Below are 16816 nucleotides of genomic sequence, written 5' to 3' on the forward strand. Positions count from 1 at the left end.
GATGGCCCACGACGCGTTGCGGCGCTTGGACATCATGGTGCAACGCGCCTGCAGGGCTCGGGGCTCGGCGGCCGTCAGACCCAGCCGGGAGGTGGGTCGAGACAAATCCGGTTTCCACGCTGTTCTCGTATGCCCAGCGGTCGATCACCTTGGCGGTGATCGACTCACTTGCCCGTCACTGTGCGCCGCACGCGCTTGGTGTTCACGCATCGGTGAAACTCAGCGATGACGGCTCGGGCGATTGACGCGTCCTTATGCGCGGACTCCGAGGCGCTCGATGTGGGCGGGTTTGCGCACCTTGGCGGTCATCTCGTGCATGGCCTTTTGGTGCGCTGCGATCTCCTGCGTCAGTTTTGCCTGCCTGACCGGATCGGGCTGAGGTTTTTGCCGCTCCCTGTCCAGTCGTGTCTGCGCCAACTGCATCCGCTTGTACGGCAGGTGCGTTTGCGCCTTGGCGTTGAAGCTCTCGGCCGTGTGGAACTGCACTTCAAACGCGTAGCCCTCGGCGTCGGTGAAGCTGGCATTGATGCCCCGGTAGGTGCCGTCTCCCGAGGTGAAGTAATTTTTCAGCTTCACGCACGTGATTCCTTGCCGACGCAGGGCGTCCTGTGCCGCCAGCACCTTGATCACGAAACGCTCGGACGGCAGCTCAAGCGCATAGCGCAGCGCATCGCCCACGCTCTGCGCGGCCTGTTCGGCAGTCATGCCGGCGCGCAGATGGCGCCGGATCTTGTCCTTGATCGAGGCGACCGATTTCTGGAACGGGGCCTGTTGCGCCTGCTCGATCCGACCCTGCTTGGCGTCGTAGCGCACGTTGCCCCAGAGCCGCGCGCCCAAGCCTTTGGCCAGCGTGTCGAGCACCGGGGTCAGCGCCGCTTGCTTGCTTGCGGCGGTGTCGAACACAGCGGATGCCGACGATGGGTCTGCAGTGCCGGCAGCCTGCTCGGCGCCGGGCGTGGGCGTGGCGCTTGGCAACGCCGTCACGGGCTCTTCCTGCCAGTTATCGATCTCCTCGCATCCTGGCGGCGATGCCACGCGCTTGAAGGCCTCCAGTGCAGGCGCTTGCAGGATGCGTTGCTCGGCCCGCGACGCACCACCAAGCGCCAGCGCATGGGCGCGTTTGTACAGATCGTGGAAGCGCTCCTTGAGCGCGAAGGTCTCCGGCGTGTGGAACTGGATCTCCCACAGCGCACCCTCCGGGCTGCGCAGCGTGACATTGATGGCCTTGAAGACTGGCGGGTAATCGGTGAATTGATTGGTCAGCTTGACCCGTGCATGGCCCTGGTCGTCCAGTGCAGCCAGCGTGGCGCGCAGACCGGCGGTGAAGTCCTGCGGTTCCAGCACCACGCTGTAGCGCAGCGCATCGTTGACGCCCGCCGCCGCTTCTTGCAGCGTCTGCTTTTTCAGGGCCATCCGCTGCGTGAGCTTTTCCTGCAGCGAGCCGTACGACTTCAGTTGATGCTGCGTGCCGGCCAGTTGCCCACCATGGCGGGCGGCAATGCGCTGCAGCATGTCGGTGACCTGCGGCTCCATCTGGCGAGCGCGCCGCAGCAAGGCCTGTGCCTCAGCCGCAATGTCCTGCGGCTGCACGGCGCGCAGCCGCTCGGCCGGCGGCTGCGAGCGGGCGATCCAGCCGGCCTGCTGTAGCGCCTCCAGCGCGTCTTCCATGACGCCAGCGGCCATCGACGGCATGCGCTGCAGCAGCAGCCTGGTCTGTTCGGGATCGAAGCGCCCGTCCTGCATGGCCCGGGCGGTCGCCCTGCTGTACGGCGGGACGCGGACCCGCTCGGCGAAGCTGCGCTCGGCCCGTTCGCAGGCCTCCACGATCTTGGCGAACAACGCCGTGCCGGTGTCGGACTTCAGCGCATCGGTGCCGACCTTGACCGCGATGGTGAACAGGTTGCGCATGGTCAGTTCCGGTTCGCCGGGGACCAGCCCGGGTTGCCCGTCGGGGAACTGCGCATGCGATAGCCGGCGCACCGGGTAGTTGTCCAGGATGGCGTGGATGCGCGCCTCGACGTCAGAGGCGGCCGCGTAGGCCTTGGCTAGGCCGGGAAACGCCTCGGCCACGGCCTCGGGCAACGCCGGCGCGGCGCTGTCGGCGGCCGGGTCCGTCTCAAGCGCAAGCAGCTGCGCATGCAGCAATGCGGCCGCTTCCCGCGCTTCGGGCAGATGCGCGCGCTCGATCGCTTCGCGCGCCTGCACGCGCAGCGTGGCCAACACCACCGGATCGCGGGCCGGCTCTTCGAGCAGCTCGCGCAAACCGGTGCGCAACTCACGCTCGATGCCATCGTAGGTGCCGAACATCATGTCGCGCGCCATCGCTTCGCGCAGCGCGTCCGGTTGCGCCATGAAACGCGACGCCAACGTGGCAGCCGCCGAGGTGATGCGCTGGCCGCGCTTGAGGGACATGATCTCCGACAGCCGCCCGGGCTGGTAGCGGCCGCTGACCGGGTCGATGGCCGGCGTGGCCGTCTTCGGCGGCTTGAAGGACTGTTGCCGACCGCGCCGGGCCTGGCGATCCACCATCACCCGCGAAATCAGCGCCGCCAGCTTGGGGTAGCCTGCGTAGACAAACGCATCGTCCCCGTCGGTGTCCATGTTGCGTTTGCGCAACTCGTCGATCGGCAGTGCGCCCAGGCGCCCAGGCTCCACGATGTCCTTGAGCCGCAGGCTGCCGGTGCTGAGGATATCGCGCGGCAAGGCACCGCGGTCGCGGCCGTTGGTCCAGCACGACAGCGTCTTCAGATCTTCCTTGGAGCAGGCCAGGTCGGTGTCGGCAAACGCGGCCGGCCATTGCTTCTCGGGCACGACAACCAGCATGCCCTTGCTGTGCAGCATCTGCGGATCGACACCGGAGCGATCGTCGAAACCGGTGTAGCTGTACTGGATGCCGAAACACTGGGAGAGGAACGCGGCGGTAGCGTCGCCCTTGGCCACGGTGGCGATGCGTTGCTCCGGCACCGGTAGCAGATTCTCCTTGTCGTAGGGGGGCTTGCCGAGCAGCAACGGGCCATCGGCCAGGTCGAAGGCCTGGCTGCGCTGCTGCGGCAGATGCACCTTGTCGTCGGCCGACGGCACCGCCCGCACCCGCTGGCCCTGGTAGCCGCCGCTGACCAGCGGCCTGTACACCCACAACGGGTCATCGCCCGTCGGCTCCAGTGTCTGCAACCGCTCCTGCATCGCCGCGTGCGCCTCTTCCAGTGCCGCCGCATCGCGCGGGTAATGGTGCAGCGCCTGCGGTGGCATCAGCGAAGGGCCCTTGTCCTTGGCCACCAGGTCGCGCTGCTCCTCGGTGGCCTGGTTGGCCTGCACTGCGTGCCAGGCCTCGTAGTGCTTGCGGAAGGCCGGAATGGCCAAGGCCACCTCCAGTTTCAGGAAACCGCAGCCATCGTTGGGGCACAGTGCCAGGGCAGTGCCATCCACCGCCAACGGCTTGAACGGATGCGCAGGGCCCTCGACGTCATCGAACACGCCCAGGCGCAGCGTGCCCTCCACGACATGGTCACTGGGCACCATCTCCAGCAGCGAGCGCTGCATGCGTGACCAGTCCTCGCGTTGCGGAGCGAGCTTGGCGGCCAGCTGCATCAGGCTGCTGCCCGGGGCGGTGTCGGCATAGCGGAAGGCCGGCAACAGCGACGCCGATTCCTTGCGTTGGGACATCACCAGACTGCTGCTACCGGATTTGCTGCGCGCGGCGCGACTGCCGCCGAACAGGTCGAAGCGCCAGGGCTCACCGTTGTAGTTGAACGTCCGCGCGAGCATGAAGGTCGATAGCTCACCAGGTAATTGCACCTCCACCAGCGGCAGCCCGGTCAGGCGTGCAAACAGCGAGTACGGCTTGTCCGATTCGGACCGATTGGTCGACAGCTCCTTGCCCACCAGATCGACCACCACATGGGTCGTGCTGCCGCGGCCCGGAGCCGGCGCCACCGGCCGACCGGGAACCGTGGACATGCTCAAGCGCCCGCTGTCCAGGTCGAAGCGGGTCGGTGGATGGGCCTGGGTGATCGTCGGCGCGTCCTTGGCCATGCGCAGGTCCAGGGCGTCGAACACCTGCTCGCCGGCCTCGATCTGCGCGATCAGGTTCCAGCTCGTCTCGCCCAGGTCCGCCTCGATCGCCTCGCGCGTGCGCGCCAGCGTCAGGTCCACCCACGTCACTAGTTCATCGCGGCGCTGGCGCAACTCCTTCCGCGGGCCGTCAAGATGGCGCGCTTTCCATTGCCGGCTCACCACCGCGTAGGCCTTGAGCACCTGGTAGAAGGTCAACGCCGGGCAGCGCGTTGCATGCTGTTCGATGTCGGCCGAAGCGCGCGCGCCGTCGCCGCGCAGGTACAGGTCGATCTTGCGCGCGACGATGGGCTGCAACGTATCGAACACGCGCAATGCCTGGACCCGATGCCGGGGGATCAGCTCCGGACTGCGGATCAGCGGCAACAGTCCCATGCACAGGCTGCCGATCCCCTCAAGGCTGGTCTGGCGTAATCCATCGTCCCCGATGAGGGCCGACACCCGCTCCAGCGCGGGCCGTCCCAGCGGACGCATCTGGCGCTGCAGCCGCGCCGATGCCAGGGCCTTGAAGAGCACACCGATATCGGCGGCCGAGGCGGACGCAAACCGCTCGCGGTGCAGGTCCAGGTGCCCGGCCATCGCCTGCAGCTTGGCGACAGCCAAGGTCCGCAACGGCCCATCGTCCTCATCGTCCAGGTGCAACAGCCGGGACATCGCGTTGGCCATCACCGCGATCCCACGCATCTGGAACCGCCGCCACGGCAGCTCGGCCGAGCCTGCGCGCTCGGCGAGCAGCACGCATGCCGACTGGCACACCGGCCTGGCGAGAGATTTGCTCATCGCATTGAGCGCCATGGCAACGTCTTGCCCTCCAAAGAGGTCTCGCAGCTTGTGGTCCTCAGCCAGCCTCGCAGCCAACAGATCGATGACCGCCTCGCAGGCAGGCACGTCGGGCCATTTGATCAGGGCGTTGAGTGCGACGGCCACCCCTTGCGCGTTGAGGTCGTTGCGCAATCTGCTCTCGTCGGCAAGCCGTGCTGCCAGCGCACTGGCGGCGGCCGCACACATCATGTGGTCGGGCCATTTGCTCAGGGCATTGAGCACATTGGCCACGTTTGGCGCATTGAGGTCGTTGCGCAATCTGCTCTCGTCGGCAAGCCGTGCGGCCAGCGCACTGACAGCGGCCGCACAGGCCGTGATGTCGGGCCATTTGCACAAGGCATTGAGCGCGATGGCCGCGCCTTGCGCAGTGAGGTCTTCGCGCAAACCGCTCTCGGCGGCCAGCCGTGCGGCTAACGCGCTGGCGGCGGCCGCACATACCGTGTTGTCGGGCCATTTGCTCAGCGCATTGAGCGCATTGCACACGTGTGTGGGCTTGAGGTCGTTGCGCAATCTGGACTCGTCGGCCAGCCGTGCGGCCAGCGCGCTGGCGGCGGCCACACAGGCCGTGTTGTCCGGCCATTTGCTCAGCGCATTGAGGGCTTGGGTCACGTCGATGGGTTCCAGGTCCTCGCGCAACCCGGGATCGGCGGCCAGCCGCCCGGCCAGCGCACTGACAGCGGCCGCACACACCGTGTTGTCGGGCCATTTGCTCACGGCGTTGAGCGCATTGGTCACGCCTTGCGGGTCGAGGTCCTTGCGCAACCCGGGATCGGCGGCCAGCCGCTCGGCCAGCGCACTGACAGCGGCCTCACACACCGTGTTGTCGGGCCATTTGCTCAGCGCATTGAGCGCTTGGGTCGTGTGGCTGGGGTCCAGTTCCTCGCGCAACCCGGGATCGGCGGCCAGCCGCTCGGCTAGCGCACTGACAGCGGCTTCACACACCGTGTTGCCCGGCCATTTGCTCAGAGCATTAAGCGCTTGGGTCGCGTGGCTGGGGTCCAGGTCCTCGCGCAACCCGGGATCGGCGGCCAGCCGCCCGGCCAGCGCAATGACAGCGGCCACACAGAACGCGTTGTCGGGCCATCTGCTCAGGGCGTTGAGCGTATTTGCCACGCCTTGCGCATTGAGGTCGTTGTGCAATCTGCTCTCATCAGCCAGCCGCTCGGCCAGCGCGCTGGCGGCGACCGCACAGGCCGTGTTGTCGGACCGTTTGCTCAGGGCATTGAGCGCATTGCCCACTTCTTGCGGCTTGAGGTCCTTGCGCAAGCTGCTCTCGGCGGCAAGCCGCGTGGCCAGCGCGCTGGCCGCGGCCGCACAGGCCGTGTTGTCGAGCCATTTGCTCAGGGCGTTGAGCACATTGGCCACGCCTTGCGCATCGAGGCCGTCGCGCAAGTTGCTCTCGGCGGCAAGCCGTGCGGCCAGCGCGCTGGCGGCATTCTTACAGTCAGGCGTGTCGGGCCATTTGCACAAGGCGTTGAGCGCCATGGCCAAGCCTTGCGCAGTGAGGTCCTCGCGCAATCTGCTCTCGGAGGCCAGCCGCCCGGCCAGCGCAATGACAGCGGCCGCACACAACGCGTTGTCGGGCCATTTGCTCAGCGCATTGAGCGCTTGGGCCACGTCGATATGTTCCAGATCCTCGCGCAATCTGCTCTCGGCGGCCAGCCGCCCGGCCAGCGCACTGGCGGCGACCGCACAGTCCTTGTTGTCGGACCATTTGCTCAGGGCGTTGAGCGCATTGCCCACGTGTTTGGGCTTGAGGTCGTTGCGCAATCTGCTCTCGGCGGCCAGACGTACGGCTAGCGCGCTGGCGGCGGCCGCACAGGCCGTGTTGTCGAGCCATTTGCTCAGGGCGTTGAGCGTATTGGCCACGCCTTGAGCATCGAGGCCGTCGCGCAATCTGCTGTCGGCGGCAAGCCGTGCGGCCAGCGCGCTGGCGGCATTCTTACAGTCAGGCGTGTCGGGCCATTTGCTCAGGGCGTTGAGCGTGTTGGCCACTTCTCGCGGGATAAGGTCGTTGCGCATCCTACTCTCGTCCGCCAGCCGCTCGGCCAGCGCGCTGGCGACATTCTTACAGTCCAGCGTGTCGGGCCATTTGCTCAGGGCATTGAGTACATTGGCCACGCCTTGTCCGTCCAGGGACTTGCGCAATTTGCTCTCATCGGCCAGCCGCTCGGCCAGCGCACTGACAGCGGCCGCACAGTCCGTGTTGTCGGACCATTTGCTCAGGGCATTGAGCGCATTGCCCACTTCTTGCGGCTTGAGGTCCTTGCGCAATCTCCTCTCGGCGGCAAGCCCCGCGGCCAGCCCGCTGGCCGCGACCGCACAGGCCGTGTTGTCGGGCCATTTGCACAGAGCGTTGAGCGCATTTGCCACACTCTGTGCATCCATTGCATGGCGCAGGCGCTTGTCGCTGGCAACAAGCGCGGCGAGCCGATGCGCCGTGACTTGGCAGTCCGGATGATCGGGCCACTTGCTGAATGTATTGAGTGCCAGGCTGATGCTCTGCGCGTCTAGAGACTGCCAGGCACGGTCATCACGTGCAAGGTAACGTGCCAAACACGCCACCGCCCGTTCACACCGGCCGCTGTCGAGATTCTTCGAGAAGGCATTCAGAAGCAAAACTAACGGGTAACCTTCCAGCCCCACCAGATCATCGGCCTGCGTAAGTTCTCCGGCGATCCACCCGATTGCCTCCATGCATGAGGGCTGGTTCGCGTGCTTGCTCAGCTTGTTGCCCACGTGCGCCAGCTGCACCAGCGATGCCCCTTCAAACCATCCAGTCCCGGACAGGTACTGCGCCGCGAGCTCGGTGCAACGATCCAGATCGCGGAGCGTCACGCCTGCCCTGGCGCGCCGTGCAGTGGCAATCAGCTGAAGGTATTTGTCCAGCCGCTGCGCGTTACGTTGCGCGTTGACGCTCTCTTCCAGGAAGGTCAACGCCATCCCGTCACGCATGCGATGCGCCAGCTCGTTGTCGTATGCCATCGACACGCACAGGCTGGCGTTGTGATTACGCCCGATTCCATGGAGCTCGCTCAACTGCCGCTGCTGTTGCTGTCGCTGCGCCTGTAGCCGTTTTTGTGCCGCCGCGTCCAGATGCTCTTCGGCCCTGCGCAGTTCGGATGTCAGCCTAGTGCCATGGGCTGACCGCTTCGACTGCCGAGCGGGTTCTTGCTCTTCGCGCGATCGTTTTCCTCCGATTCGGTCGGGTTGCCGTTCGGTCGGTCGAACATTTTCCCGCGCGACCCAACCATGCTGCGTCGGTCGTTGCGGCCGACGATGCGACGAAGAGGCGCCGACGTCGGCGTTCACCTTGTCCGTGTACCGCTCGGTCTCGATGCACTCGTTTTTGACGGCAACCGGCTGCCAGGGCCGAAAGCGCCTGTCGCGTGCGCCTTCGCTGGCATCGCGTTGCTCTTTTTTGACGGCGCTTGCGGTCAACGGCTGCCTGTCGCGCGTCGATGCCCCTGGGTTCTCCGGCTCTATCCTCTGCCGTTTTCTAGGCGGCCGTCCAAGCGGTTGATGCGTGCCGCTACTGCCGGCTGCTGTCTCATCCTCCGTTAGCCTGGGCTTTTCGGCATGAGCGAAAGGCGAGTTTGTGCGGAACGAATTTGGATTGGTGGCATGGGTCTTCATGCCCGAAATTTTTAGTCAATCTACCCGCGAACGACTTGTTCGATACGAAGCATCGACGACGTGTGCGACGCGCGCTGCGCGTTGGGCCGATGGCCCCGACGCATTGAGGGATTGAACGCATGGGATGCAGCACGCCGGCGCGGCGACATGCTGCGCAGCCGTCAAGCACCGTCTTCGGGTGGTTATGCACGATTCGATGTTTTTCCATACCAATCCAGCCGAACCTTGCCTCGACCTGACCGCAGCGACGGCACACGGGCACCGTCATTGCAGCCGTGCGTTTTTCGGCCGATATCTAATGCATGCACCCGTCGGCGACCACCGCTACCATCATCGGCATCTCGCTGCGAGGGAATCAGCACATGTCATTCGGCAATGACCGGCAGCGCGCGTATTGGAGCGCGGCTTGAAAAAAACGCGTCGCTGCCGCCTACAATCGAGGGCATCTGTCGTGTCCGGATCTTCGCGCATGTCCGTTTTGCCGTTCCTGATCATCGAAACCGGGCAGCCCGTGCCGGAGATGAGGCGATACGGCCGTTTTCCGCACTGGATCCGCGTGGCGGCCGGGCTGGCCGAGCAGGAAACGGTGGCCATCGACGTGGCCAATGGCGACGCGCTGCCCGATCCGGCCGACTTTGCCGGCATCATCGTCAGCGGTTCGGCGGCCTTCGTCACCGACCGCGCCGACTGGAGCGAACGCAGTGCCCAATGGCTGCGCCATGCCGCCCATCAGGGCATGCCGCTGCTGGGCATCTGCTACGGGCACCAGTTGCTGGCGCACGCGCTGGGCGGCGAGGTCGACTACAACCCGGCCGGGCGCGAATCCGGGACCATCGCGCTGGAGCTGCACCCGCCGGCTGAGCAGGATCCTTTATTCGCAGGCCTTCCGCCGCAGTTCCCGGCCCATGCCACCCATCTGCAGACGGTCGTGCGTGCCCCGGATGGCGCCGTCGTGCTGGCGCATTCCCGGCAGGACCGCTGCCATGCCTTCCGCTGGGGCCGGGCCACCTGGGGCGTCCAGTTCCACCCCGAATTCGCCACCCACCACATGCGCGGCTATGTGCAGGCGCGTGCCGACTGCATCGCCCGCCACGGACGTTGCGCCCGCACGGTCGCCCGCGAGGTCACCGCCGCCCCCATCGCCCGCAAGCTGTTGCGCCGCTTCGTGCATCATGCACGCCGGTTGCAAACCGTGAGCGCTCGTCCCGCCGCGCACACGTAAAAGCAGCGATAATCGCGCGACGCCGGATGGTCCGGCGCGCGTATCGATCCGGAATGGGAATGAGCGAAATTCGTAAGGTGCCGGCATCTGCCGGCGCAGAGTGGCTATTGACCGGTTTCTCGCTGTTGAAGCGGGCGCCGCTGGCGCTTGGCTCGATGGGGGTGATCTGGAGCGTGGCCGCCTCGCTGGTGGTGTCGCTCTCGGTGCTGGTGCCGCTGTTGGGTCCGGCTCTGCAGTTCCTGCTGGTGCTGGCCGGCCCGTTGTTCATGGGCGGCCTGCTGTGGGCCATCCGTGAAGTGGACGAAGGCCGCATCGCCAAACCGTCGCACCTGCTGCACGGCCTGCAGGACGGCCGCGCCCCGCATCTGCTGGTGTCGCTGCTGCCGCAGCTGATCGCCGGCCTGCTGCTGGGCGTGCTGCTGCTGGCGATGATCGGCGCCAGCGGGCTGCAGCAGTTGTCCGAAGTGATGGTCAAGATCAACCAGATCAGCCAGTCCGGCGCGCAGCCGGATCCGGTGCAGATCGAGCAGCTGGCCGCCAGCCTGCCGGCCGGGCGCATCCTGCTGTGGCTGCTGCTGACCATCGCCACCTTCGCGGCGATGACGCTGGCGCTATTCGTGATGCCGCCGCAGGTGATGTTCGACCGCAGCACCGGCGGTCACGCGCTGCGCGAAAGCCTGCGCGCCAGCCTGCACAACCTGCCGGCGATGCTGGTGTTCTTCGTGCTGGCCTTCATCGCCATTTTCGCGATCTATTTCGCGGTCATGATCGTGGCGCTGATCGTCGGCCTGATCGCCGGCCAGACCGTGGCGATGTGGCTGGCCCAGCTGCTGCTGATGGCGGTGCTGATGCCGGTATTCGCCGGCTCGGTCTACGCCGCATGGAAGCAGATGTTCACCCACGACGGCGCCGCCGCCCAACCGATCAAGCCCGCACGGCCGGATGTGTTTGCGGCCTGACTTCGCGCAGCCGTAGGAGCGCACCTGGGCGCGACGAAGCTTTCCCGGGAACGCCCGTTGCGCCCGGGCGCGCTCTTACGCAATTCGATCTGTCTGCGTGGTGTAAGTCCGTCCGATTGAGCTCCACGCGAACGGCCGTGATGCAGTCGGGTATGTCGCCAAACGGCAATGGATGCGCTGCAAACACGTTCTCGTAAATGATCACCTCTGCACCGGAGCAGGTTTCGCGCAGGTGTCCCACGCCGCTGAAGGACGTGTTGAAATTCTCTCTCAAGGCTGCATTCCGGCCGTGGAAAGGGCCGCTTGCCGCACGGCCGGATGTATCGACCCGGACCGTCAGCTCACCATACATTGCGCTCAGGAAGTCGTGTTGTTCGGTGCCGAATAGCTGGAACGGATCGACGGTGTTGTAAATCAGCAACACCGCCGGCACACCGGCACCGGCAGCCGCGCGTAGCTGCCCCCGCGCTTCAACAATCTTCTGGCGCACATGCCAACCGATCGTCCTGGACCACACGCCATCCGGATCGATTCCGCGATCACTCTCGATCTGCTTGATCTCCACCGCCACCAACGTGCTGCCAAACCACACGTGATAGTCGGGCGTACGACTGGATGTCTCGGCAATCCGCTGGCAGTCCAGCCGATGATGCGCGCAGAATGTTTCGAACAACTGCTCTGATATAGTTCTTTGCATTCCCAGATCAGCTCGCAGACCGAGCGCGAATCAGGCGCTCTTCGGCCCTACCGCACGCGACGCCATGATGCCCAGCTCGTAGAGCAGGCACATCGGGATGGCCAGCATCAGCTGCGAGACCACGTCCGGCGGGGTGAGCACGGCAGCCAGGATGAAGATGCCGACGATGGCGTAGCCGCGGCCTTCGCTGAGCTGCTTGGGGCTGACCCAGCCCAGCAGCACCAGAATCACCAAGGCCACCGGCAGCTCGAAGCTGGCGCCGAAGGCGAAGAAAATGGCCAGGACGAAATCCAGGTACGAATTGGCATCCGGGGTAATGGCGATCACGTCCGGCTTGAACGTGGTCAGGAAGTGGAACACCGCCGGCAACACCAGGAAATAGGCGAACGCGCAGCCGATGTAGAACAGTGCGACCGCCGAGGCCAGCAGTGGAAACGCCAGCTTCTTTTCGCGCTGGTACAACCCCGGCGCCACGAACGCCCAGGCCTGATACAGCAGCCACGGCACGCTGAAGAACACCGCCACGAAGAAGGTCAGCTTGAGCGGGGCGAAGAACGCGCCGGCCGGATTCATCGCGATCATCGTCTGCCCCAGCGGCAGCTGCGAGATCAGCGGTGCCGCCAGCCACGAATAGATCGCCCGCGAAAACGGCAGCAGGGCCAGCAACACCACGCCCAGCCCGATCAGCGCGCGGACCAGGCGGGCGCGTAATTCGACCAGATGCTCGATCAGACTGCTTTCGGCCTGTGCGTCGTCGAACAGGCTCACGGCTGTTTCTCCTGGATCCTGGCGGGCGCGCTCGGCATCGACGCGTCCGGTGTGCCCGCATCGACTGGCGCGACGGCGACCGCCTCGGGCGCGCTGGCCAGATGCGCGGCGTGCGGCGCGGGCACTCTCGTGTCGTGGGGAGCCGGAACCAGGGTGTGATGCGGCGCTGGCGCAATGGGTTGAGCTTGCGCAATGACCGGCGCGGTGTGTGCAGCTCCAGCCGTATCGGTTGCGCCTGCTGCCGTATCGACATCGGGGCCGGCAGACAAATCCGCATGCGCCAGTTCCAGCGACGTTGCCACCGGCGTGGCGCTGGCGCGGATGTCGATATCGCGGCTGACGTCGTCGTGCAGCGCGCGGGCACCCTGCTCGACTTGCTGTTGCTTGTTGCGCAGCTGGTCTTCGGCCTCGCGCAGCGAGGCTTGCACGTCCTGCAGGCTGCGCTTGAGCTCTTCGGCCTCGAGTTCGCGTTCGAGTTCCTGCTTGACCGAGTCCCACTGCATGCGCGCACGGCGCACCCACAATCCGGCAAATCGGGCCGCCTTGGGCAAACGCTCGGGGCCGAGCACCACCAGGGCGACGACCGCAATGAGCGTCAGTTCGCCAACACCTATGTCAAACACCGACGCCGCTCCGGATCAGCGCGCGTCGCGGTCGCGTTCGGCCTGCGCCTCACGCGCCTGCTCGGCAGTGCGGGAGTCGTCGCCGAGCTTGCCGGCCGGCTTGTCGTCGTCGTGCATGCCTTTCTTGAATTCCTTGACCGCGCTGCCGAGATCCTTGGCACCGCTGGTGAGCCGCTTGGTACCGAACACCAGCAACACGATCACCAGCACGATCAGCCAGTGCCAAATGCTGAAACCGCCCATGATCTGCTCGCTTGCTTGAAAGATGGAACGCGCAGGATACCCCAGCGCACCGCGCAGGGGGATGACAGTGCGTCAGCGGTTGCCGTCTAGGGATTCGGTGCGGATTTCGCCCTCCGAAACCGGCTGGAAGCCTTGCTGGGCGGGCGGCGTGGTGCTGGGCTGCATCGGTACGGTGCTGGCTTCGCTGGCCGGCGGCGGCACGTTGGCCGGTTGCTGTGCCTGCGCCGGTGGCGGGGTCTGCGGACGCGGTGCCGGCGGCGCGTCATCGGCGGCGGCATCGGTGCTGCGATTGGCGCGTGCGGTGTAGGTCGCCTCTTCCAGCCGGTCGCGGAAGGCGATCACATCGGTGGACGGACGTTCGTTGGTACGGCCTTCGAAAATCATGCGCGGGGTCGCGCCGCTGCCGTAGGCATTGAGGTCGGCCGCATCGTCGATCTGCAGGACCGCACCATCCAGCGCAACGCCGGCGAACAGGCCACGGGCACGCGACCACGACCAGATTTCGGCCTTGAGCTGCCCGTCGGTGGCCGCGGCGGCGTTGCGCCCGACCGGGCCTGCGGCCACGCCGGCGTCGGCGCCGAGTGTGAACTTGCCGTTGACGATGTTGTCCAGGCTGCGGTCATTGCGGAACACCAGCACCACGTCGGACGATTGCACGCCGGCCTGGAAGCCGATGCTGCCGCCGGTGAGCTTGACGAACACCGGCTGCGACCAGCTGCCGTCGGGATTCTTCATCGACATCAGGCCGTGGCCGCGGCGGCCACCGATCACCAGGCCGGCCTTCAGCGTGTCGGGAATGACCACGATGGCGCGCGCCTCGTCGAGCAGTTTGTCCGGAATGGCCTGCTCGGGGATCTTCATGATCTCGGTCAGCACCCGCACCGCATTGCGTGCGCGCTGGTCTTCTTCCGGGCCGGCGACAGCATGGCCGGCGACCAACGTCAGCGACAACAACAGGGCCAGGCGCGACAAACGAGGCATGACAAGCTCCAAGGAAGAATCCGTTAAAGATAGCAATGCCGCGACGTTAGTGCCGGCGCAATGAATCGGTGGTGAGCGCAACCGGCATCCAAGAGAGGGCCGATCGCAGCGATCGTTGCGCTGTTGTCGGCAGCGCTGCCCGGCTCTGCCAGAATGGTGCGCATGAACACAACACCCGATACCGCCCTGCTGGTCGTCAACCTGGGCACTCCCGAATCGCCGACCGCCCCGGCCGTGCGCCGCTACCTGGCCGAGTTCCTCAGCGACCGCCGCGTGGTCGCGATTCCGCCACTGTTCTGGAAGCCGCTGCTGTACGGGGTGATCCTGCCGATCCGCGGGCCGAAATCGGCCGAAAAATACGCCAAGGTGTGGTTGCCGGAGGGCTCGCCGCTGGCGGTCTACACGCGCCGCCTGACCGAAGGCCTGCAAGCGGTCATGCCCGACTGGCACGTGGAATGGGCCATGCGCTACGGCGAGCCGGCGTTGCGCAAGACGCTGGACCGGCTGCGCGCACGCGGCATCAAGCGCATCGTGGTGCTGCCGCTGTATCCGCAGTATTCCACCACCACCACCGCTTCGATCCAGGACGTGGTGGATGCATGGCGCACTAGCGCGCCGGAGATTGCGGTGGAGGTGATCCAAGACTACTGCGAGGACACCGGCTGGGTGGCAGCGATCGCCGAGTCGATCCGCGCGCACTGGCAGGTGCATGGGCGCAGCGAAAAGCTGATGTTCTCCTTCCACGGCCTGCCGCAGCGCGTGGCCAATGCCGGCGACCCGTATCCGCAGCAGTGCGAACGCAGCGCGCAGGCAATCGTGGCAGCGCTGGGGCTGGGCGCGGACGAGTGGCAGATGGGCTACCAGTCGCGCTTCGGCGCCGAGCGCTGGCTGCAGCCGTACGCCGAACCCACGCTGTGGAAACTGGCTGAAGGCGGCGTGCGCAGCTTCGACCTGGTCTGCCCGGGCTTTGCCACCGACTGTCTGGAAACGCTGGAAGAAGTCGCGCTGGGCTTTGCCGAAACGCTGGCCGAGCGTGGTGCCACGCTCAGCTACATCCCCTGCCTCAACGCCAGCGACGCGCACGCGCACGCGCTGGCCGCCGTGGCGCGCCGCGCGTGAGGTTGGAGCCGTTTGCGTGCGACCTTGCCATCGGCCGGGTCACCGGATTGCGCAACCAAGATCGCGGCCCGCGCCGGGTGCTGGCCTTGCATGGCTGGCTGGATAATGCGGCCAGCTTCGTGCCGCTGAGCACGCATCTACCCGCGCAGGAGCTGGATCTGGTGCTGCTGGATCTGCCGGGCCATGGCCACAGCGCTTGGCTGCCGGTAGGCGCCGAATACACGCTCAGCAGCGCGATCGCCATCTTGTTGCAGGTCGCCGATGGCCTGGGCTGGCAGCGCTTCACCTTGCTCGGCCACTCGATGGGAGGCGGCATTGCCAGCCTGCTGGCCGCCGCTGCGCCCGAGCGCGTGGAGGCCTTGATCGCCATCGAGGCGCTGGGCGCACTGGCCGAGCCGGTGGAAAACACCGCCACCCGCCTGCGCGATGCCGTCGCCTCGGCACGCACGTTGGCAGAGCGGCCGCTGCGGGTGTTCCCGTCGATGGAGATGCCGGTGCGCGCGCGCATGATGGCCAACCAACTCACCGAACCGGCTGCACGGCTGCTGGTCGAACGCGGCGTCCGCGTGGTGGAAGGTGGCTACAGCTGGTGCAGCGATCCGCGCCTGACCCTGCCCACCGCCATCCGCATGACCGAAGCGCAGATCGACGTGCTGCTGGCCTCCATCGCGTGCCCCGCCCAGGCGATCTTCGCCACGCCCGCACAGCCGTATTTCCCGGAAGCATTGCGCGACCACCGCGTGGCGATGATGCGCGATGCACGCCTGCAGCTGCTGCCCGGCACCCACCACGTGCACATGGAAATGCCGGAAGCGGTGGCAGCGGTGATCGATGACTTTCTGGATCACAATTGAGAGCGCTGCCAATTATCTTCCAAGCTCGCCAGCCTGCAGTAAAGGAAGACGGGAACCCAACACGGAAAGGAACCCTATAAACAAATGATCAAGCCTCTCCAGCATACGTCCCGTAATTGGCTAGAAACAGCAAAACTAACTGCAATTTGGCTACTTGCACTTTTCGTCTTCATTCTTGCCTATTCCAGGATGCTGTTCGTCATCCTGATGTCCGAATACGATTTCTTCTCTTACGACATCTTCGATGCCGGAGGATTCGGCATGACGGTCTTCTACGCGACGGCCGAACTCATGATAGTCGTATCCGGCCTAGCCCTCTTTGGATTCGTGATTCCACTAGCATCGGGCATGAAGAACAGGAAAATACCTTGTCCGAACTGGGATTCTTTATCCTGCTAAATACATTCTGCGGATTGCTACTAATTACTTTATCCCTAAGTCGGGGATGGGAGATGGAACGTCACTTTTTGCCAATCATAATCTCCGGATTGGCCGCCCTTTACATTGCCGCTGCACTGCACGCACCTCGCAAGCTCAAGATAAGGGCTGCCATTGGAATGATTGCAACGCTGATTGCTTTTGCGGTCATATACCCAAAGCCAATGGTGAATTTACTCGCCAACGGTCTTCGCGCCTATGGCGTCGGCGGTGAACTGCCAGTACAGATTGTCTATCAAAACGGTGAGACGACGAGGGGGAAGCTGATCTTTCTTTCCCCAGAGAATGCATATATCACACCGATCAAGGACGGCGCCTCCTTGAGCGCTGTTCGCCGGAGTGCCACGAGAGAAATTATTATCGTACGTAACCGCTCGCTTTGA

At 65.4% G+C, this 16816-nt stretch carries 10 protein-coding genes and 1 pseudogene; 5 read left to right on the plus strand and 6 right to left on the minus strand.

Annotation, left to right across the window (positions count from 1 at the left end):
* Window positions 1-252: 252 nt before the first annotated feature.
* The gene (xopAD, locus tag ACCQ00_RS20445; protein WP_372354017.1) at window positions 253-8529 is read right to left on the minus strand and encodes a XopAD/skwp family type III secretion system effector; all 8277 of its coding nucleotides are present in this window, start codon (window positions 8527-8529) and stop codon (window positions 253-255) included.
* Window positions 8530-8998: 469 nt separating this feature from the next.
* Between xopAD and ACCQ00_RS20450 the strand changes: the two genes are divergently transcribed.
* Together ACCQ00_RS20450 and ACCQ00_RS20455 are read left to right on the plus strand one after the other, a co-directional pair.
* Complete coding sequence (locus tag ACCQ00_RS20450) at window positions 8999-9751, plus strand: glutamine amidotransferase (protein ID WP_017159753.1); 753 nt, start codon at window positions 8999-9001, stop codon at window positions 9749-9751.
* 59 nt (window positions 9752-9810) lie between these two features.
* Entirely contained in the window at window positions 9811-10710 is a 900-nt protein-coding gene (locus tag ACCQ00_RS20455; protein WP_017154682.1) for a BPSS1780 family membrane protein, read from the plus strand.
* Here the strand turns inward: ACCQ00_RS20455 and ACCQ00_RS20460 are convergent.
* The 5 genes from ACCQ00_RS20460 to ACCQ00_RS20480 form a co-directional block, all read right to left on the minus strand.
* The gene (locus ACCQ00_RS20460; protein WP_236493339.1) at window positions 10676-11383 is read right to left on the minus strand and encodes a hypothetical protein; all 708 of its coding nucleotides are present in this window, start codon (window positions 11381-11383) and stop codon (window positions 10676-10678) included. The two genes, ACCQ00_RS20455 and ACCQ00_RS20460, sit on opposite strands and share 35 nt — an antisense overlap.
* A gap of 54 nt (window positions 11384-11437) precedes the next feature.
* Complete coding sequence (gene tatC / locus ACCQ00_RS20465; RefSeq protein WP_039574683.1) at window positions 11438-12175, minus strand: twin-arginine translocase subunit TatC; 738 nt, start codon at window positions 12173-12175, stop codon at window positions 11438-11440.
* Complete coding sequence (gene tatB, locus ACCQ00_RS20470; protein ID WP_022560375.1) at window positions 12172-12798, minus strand: Sec-independent protein translocase protein TatB; 627 nt, start codon at window positions 12796-12798, stop codon at window positions 12172-12174. The genes tatC and tatB overlap by 4 nt, the downstream gene beginning before the upstream one ends.
* Window positions 12799-12813: 15 nt before the next feature.
* Window positions 12814-13041 carry a Sec-independent protein translocase subunit TatA gene (gene tatA, locus ACCQ00_RS20475; RefSeq protein ID WP_003484969.1) on the minus strand — a complete coding sequence of 76 codons (228 nt, stop codon included), beginning with the start codon at window positions 13039-13041 and terminating at the stop codon, window positions 12814-12816.
* Between the two features lie 72 nt (window positions 13042-13113).
* Window positions 13114-14022, minus strand: a complete 909-nt coding sequence (locus tag ACCQ00_RS20480) for a lipid-binding SYLF domain-containing protein (RefSeq protein WP_017154679.1) — start codon at window positions 14020-14022, stop codon at window positions 13114-13116.
* A 153-nt stretch (window positions 14023-14175) separates the two neighbouring features.
* Here ACCQ00_RS20480 and hemH point away from each other — a divergent pair, with 153 nt between their 5' ends.
* The 3 genes and pseudogenes from hemH (at window position 14176) to ACCQ00_RS20495 (ending at window position 16816) form a co-directional block, all read left to right on the plus strand.
* Window positions 14176-15141, plus strand: a complete 966-nt coding sequence (hemH, locus tag ACCQ00_RS20485) for a ferrochelatase (protein WP_039574690.1) — start codon at window positions 14176-14178, stop codon at window positions 15139-15141.
* 2 nt (window positions 15142-15143) lie between these two features.
* On the plus strand, window positions 15144-15995 hold the full coding sequence (locus tag ACCQ00_RS20490; protein WP_039574691.1) for an alpha/beta fold hydrolase: 852 nt from the start codon (window positions 15144-15146) through the stop codon (window positions 15993-15995).
* A 189-nt stretch (window positions 15996-16184) separates the two neighbouring features.
* Window positions 16185-16816 (plus strand): annotated as a pseudogene (locus ACCQ00_RS20495) (hypothetical protein).

The organism is Xanthomonas sp. NCPPB 3761, from assembly GCF_041475705.2.
In the GTDB taxonomy this organism is placed as follows: domain Bacteria; phylum Pseudomonadota; class Gammaproteobacteria; order Xanthomonadales; family Xanthomonadaceae; genus Xanthomonas; species Xanthomonas phaseoli.

What these genes read in the sequence shown, in the direction of transcription:
- ACCQ00_RS20455 (WP_017154682.1), top strand. Translation starts at nt 9,811, where the DNA reads ATGAGCGAAATTCGTAAGGTGCCGGCATCTGCCGGCGCAGAGTGGCTA.
- xopAD (WP_372354017.1), bottom strand. Translation starts at nt 8,529, where the DNA reads ATGAAGACCCATGCCACCAATCCAAATTCGTTCCGCACAAACTCGCCT.
- ACCQ00_RS20480 (WP_017154679.1), bottom strand. Translation starts at nt 14,022, where the DNA reads ATGCCTCGTTTGTCGCGCCTGGCCCTGTTGTTGTCGCTGACGTTGGTC.
- tatA (WP_003484969.1), bottom strand. Translation starts at nt 13,041, where the DNA reads ATGGGCGGTTTCAGCATTTGGCACTGGCTGATCGTGCTGGTGATCGTG.
- hemH (WP_039574690.1), top strand. Translation starts at nt 14,176, where the DNA reads ATGGTGCGCATGAACACAACACCCGATACCGCCCTGCTGGTCGTCAAC.
- ACCQ00_RS20450 (WP_017159753.1), top strand. Translation starts at nt 8,999, where the DNA reads ATGTCCGTTTTGCCGTTCCTGATCATCGAAACCGGGCAGCCCGTGCCG.